At 55.7% G+C, this 255-nt stretch carries 1 rRNA gene; it reads left to right on the top strand.

The features are described from left to right. Positions 1-255: ribosomal RNA gene (locus KW828_RS22215) — 16S ribosomal RNA — on the top strand; the annotation flags it as partial.

Here is a 255-nt window from a genome sequence, read left to right as displayed (position 1 = left end):
CGGGAGGCAGCAGTGGGGAATATTGCACAATGGGCGCAAGCCTGATGCAGCCATGCCGCGTGTATGAAGAAGGCCTTCGGGTTGTAAAGTACTTTCAGCGGGGAGGAAGGTGTTGTGGTTAATAACCACAGCAATTGACGTTACCCGCAGAAGAAGCACCGGCTAACTCCGTGCCAGCAGCCGCGGTAATACGGAGGGTGCAAGCGTTAATCGGAATTACTGGGCGTAAAGCGCACGCAGGCGGTCTGTCAAGTC

The organism is Enterobacter sp. ENT03 (assembly GCF_019218745.1).
Taxonomy (GTDB): Bacteria; Pseudomonadota; Gammaproteobacteria; order Enterobacterales; family Enterobacteriaceae; genus Enterobacter_D.
The sequence above is the reverse complement of the archived record's forward strand: the minus strand, read 5'-3'. Positions and strand labels throughout refer to the sequence as shown.